5 protein-coding genes are annotated in these 3,723 nt (G+C 41.1%); 4 read left to right on the forward strand and 1 reads right to left on the reverse strand.

The features are described from left to right. The first annotated feature begins 4 nt into the window (after positions 1–4). Complete coding sequence (locus CXF78_RS14430) at positions 5–388, forward strand: DUF3192 domain-containing protein (RefSeq protein WP_011636727.1); 384 nt, start codon at positions 5–7, stop codon at positions 386–388. Positions 389–422: 34 nt separating this feature from the next. Here the strand turns inward: CXF78_RS14430 and CXF78_RS14435 are convergent, their stop codons facing one another. Next, the gene (locus CXF78_RS14435; RefSeq protein WP_011636728.1) at positions 423–659 is read right to left on the reverse strand and encodes a DUF2789 domain-containing protein; all 237 of its coding nucleotides are present in this window, start codon (positions 657–659) and stop codon (positions 423–425) included. Between the two features lie 173 nt (positions 660–832). Between CXF78_RS14435 and CXF78_RS14440 the strand changes: the two genes are divergently transcribed. The 3 genes from CXF78_RS14440 to CXF78_RS14450 form a co-directional block, all read left to right on the forward strand. Next, on the forward strand, positions 833–1,462 hold the full coding sequence (locus tag CXF78_RS14440; RefSeq protein ID WP_011636729.1) for a GNAT family N-acetyltransferase: 630 nt from the start codon (positions 833–835) through the stop codon (positions 1,460–1,462). Positions 1,463–1,531: 69 nt separating this feature from the next. Further along, positions 1,532–1,840, forward strand: a complete 309-nt coding sequence (locus CXF78_RS14445; RefSeq protein ID WP_059747951.1) for an Mpo1-like protein — start codon at positions 1,532–1,534, stop codon at positions 1,838–1,840. 1,142 nt (positions 1,841–2,982) lie between these two features. Further along, positions 2,983–3,723 (forward strand): oxidoreductase (locus tag CXF78_RS14450; RefSeq protein WP_102037197.1); only part of this gene is annotated, 741 nt, incomplete at its 3' end.

Genomic DNA, 3,723 nt, shown 5'->3' on the forward strand with positions numbered 1-3,723 from the left:
CAACATGAAATTAAAACTTATCGCAGCGGCATTAATTGGCGCGACATCACTAGGATTAAGTGGTTGTGTTATCAGTGTCGGTGACCATGAATCGGGTAAAAGTGCTGATTATTGGCAAGTGCAACAAGATAAAAATCGTGACCTGTTGAGCAAATTGTCTATGGGAATGAGCAGTGATCAAGTGACAACTTTAATGGGAACTGCTGATTTTAGTGAAGCTTATACTAAGTCGACTCAAAATAATGCAGAACAATCCATCAAAGTGTTGTTTTATCGTACCCAATGGGCTGAAGGAGATGGTAAAACAACCAAAGATGAATGCACGCCAATTGTGTTCAGAGATGACGTCTTAGTGGGCTGGGGCGACACAGCCTATAGACAACACTAATTGCCGAGTGACGTTATCAGACATTAAGCGTTAATTACAATTTAGCTCGCATCATCACGTCCAATTGGTCAATCACTTCTGACCATTGGGCGTCTTCTAATAATGCCTCTTTTAAAAATGCTTTTTGACCTGGATTCCAGCAATCAGCATCAATAATCAATGTGTGTTTAGCAAGTTTGTTTTGGATAACAAAGTCGTCGATTCCCTCTTGATCATGAGGTAACCCTAATTGCTTAAATAAGTGACTTAAATCATTTGATGTAGTGTCCATTTGACGCATTCCTTATGATGGTTAGATAAACAATTTTAGTATCCGTCTTGATGAGATAAATAGCAAACAACTGACACTCACTGCCGCTAAAAAGTAAAATGGGTAAACAAAACTTGTACAATGTTTCAAACTTGTTAAGTTAAGTTTAGCGAGTTCATCAACAAGGAATAATAATGGACAATAACACCTTGGAAACTTTACGTGCAGTGTATTTGACGGCAGAAGACTTACGAGTGGCGGCTTCAATACTTTATAACGCTTATCATGATGATCCCTATTTTATCGAAGTACTTGGCCAACATGACAATCAACAATATGAACAAAAACTTCGAGCTGCGATTCGTGAAGAGTTAAACGAGTTATGGCAACAAGAACAACCTTTGATTGGCCTATTTGACGGCGACCGTTTAATCGGAGTTGCCTGTGTGATCACGCAACAAGTACCTTTGGGGGAGGGGCGTTATTGGCATTGGCGTTTTAAAATGATGCTGGGAACAGGATGGAAATCAACTCAAGGATTAATGCAAAAAGAAACCTGCATTTTAGAACATCTTCCTTCGCAAAAATGCGGGGTTTTACAATTTATTGCGTTATCCCCCAATGAACAGCACAAAGGCTATGGTGCCAGATTAATTCAAGCGGTATTGAGTTGGTGTGATGAGCAACCTGGGCTTGATGGCATCGGGGTATTTGTGAGTAATCCTTCGCACCATCAGGCGTTCGTTAAACAAGAGTTTACCAGCATTGCCACTGTTAGTATTGGCAATGTTGATGGCGAAATATTGTTTTACAGCAAGGCCTAGCGCCTAAACTGAGATTAATCTAACCCTAACAGAGCATGCCATTAGCGAGTTGTTAATAAGGAGTGAGTAATGGAACCTAAGCGTTATTCTTCATTTGCAGAGTTTTATCCATTTTATCTGTCGCAACATCAAGATCCCGTTTGTCGAAGACTGCATTACATTGGCAGTAGCATTATTTTAGTGATCATTATTAACACTTTGATTAACCAACATTGGTGGCAGTTATTATGGTTGCCGGTAGTAGGTTATGGTTTTGCATGGTTAGGGCATTTTATATTTGAAAAAAATCGCCCCGCAACATTCACTTATCCGCTATACAGCTTATGGGCAGATTGGGTAATGTTTGGCCAAATGATAAGGCGTTTATGGCGCAAATAACCCTGGAAGTATTAACTTGCTCACGCTTTTGTAAGCAATATCCTACAAGTGTGTAAGGGATCTTATCTAAAGCTGTCAGTGTTTAACGTTATAAATTGTTTTTAACCCTTTAAAATCAGCTGGTTACACTGTTTTAACGTTTTGCAGACATGTGGGATGTTTATTTAAATGGAGTTGAGTGACTTTTATCGGCGTTTATTTTGGCTAGAATGTAGTTATCGAAAGCGGGTCATCAGTTGGTTTTCTTAGGATGAGAAATAAGACTAATGATGCTTAAGAATATTAAGGATGATACTAGGACACGCTCACGGATTAGGGCATAAGCTCGGCAAATGGATAGCCGAATCAAGGATGGGTGAAGACAGTAAATAGTCGACACAAGGACAAAAAGGATAAAGCTGCAGGATGCAGCTGGGAAAATTCAACGGATTGAATAGATTTATCGCTCAGCCAATGGATAGGCTGTTCAACGGAATGAAACTCATGCGTTTATTTGCGTTACACAAATAGACAAGGAAATGAGAACAGGGAAAAGGACTGCAGGAAGCATGTTTACATGGATGGTGCAGGGAGCAAACTTTCAGCCGGATTGCTGACAAAAGTGTTAACGGGCACAACCTTATAACTTAAGGTTGTGCCTTTTTGCTTTCTGGCGTAAAAATTTCTGGAATTTGAGTTGTGCGATTGCAGTCGCAAAAAGAGCTTAAGTAAGCTTGATAAACTACTAACTCATTTTGCTACATGCCATGTCTGAGCCAACGATCCTAACATCAGCGAACCCTTACTGATTTTACTAAAATCGTGGTGAATACATTTTACTTCACGATATGTTTTGCTAAGCCTTCGGTGTGTTAATCGACACTAACGCTAATACAGTTGTGAGTAGATCATGTTATGTTCTAACGCTAAAATATCGATGTTACTGCCCCGCCAATTTCAGCCTGAAGCTTTATTAAGTACAATACTTTATATAGTCGTATCTGGCTGGTTAGAAATCGATTTATAAAAATAATGATGGTTCATTTTCTATAATTTAAATCGTCCAGCTGCAAATCGTTGTGTAAGGTAAATTCACAAAATAAAGCCGCTTTTTTAGGTATTGATGAATATTATATTTTGCCGCCCATGTTAGGAATTAGTTTATGACAAAGATACTCAAAACAGGCATTGTTGGTTACGGCTATGCCGCAAAAACGTTTCATGCACCATTGATTAAGGCTGTACCGGGCCTGCAACTCGCCGCAATATCCTCCAGCAATCCGGCAAAGGTGCATATAGACCAACCTGATTTGCCTGTGTACTCATCCCCCGAAGAGTTATTTTCCTGTGCTGATATCGATTTGGTGGTTATTCCAACTCCCAACGAGACGCATTTTCCACTAGCGGCAGCAGCGCTAGCTGCCGGAAAGCACGTCGTCTTGGATAAGCCGTTCACCCTCACTACCGATGAAGGTAAAGAGCTTATTAAGCTCGCTCAGCAATGTGATCGACAGCTATCAGTATTTCATAATCGCCGTTGGGATTCCGATTTTCTGACGTTACAGAAGGTGCTGCGGGAAGGTTCACTAGGCCGTGTGACACATTTTGAATCACACTTTGACCGCTATAGGCCTGAAGTTCAAACGCGCTGGCGTGAGTCGGCAGCTCTAGGCGGAGGTTTGTGGTTTGACTTGGGCTCGCATTTACTCGATCAGGCACTGCAGTTGTTCGGTACACCAAAAACAATGTGGTTAGACCTTGCCCAACAACGTGATGGAGGAGTCGCAGACGACTGGTTTCATGCTGTGATGGGATATGACGAAATGCGGGTAATTCTTCATGGTAGTGCATTGGTTGCTAACTCTGGCCCACGTATGACCGTGCATGGCACTAGTGGCAGTTTT

This window comes from Shewanella sp. 11B5 (assembly GCF_002836795.1).
Taxonomy (GTDB): domain Bacteria; phylum Pseudomonadota; class Gammaproteobacteria; order Enterobacterales; family Shewanellaceae; genus Shewanella; species Shewanella frigidimarina.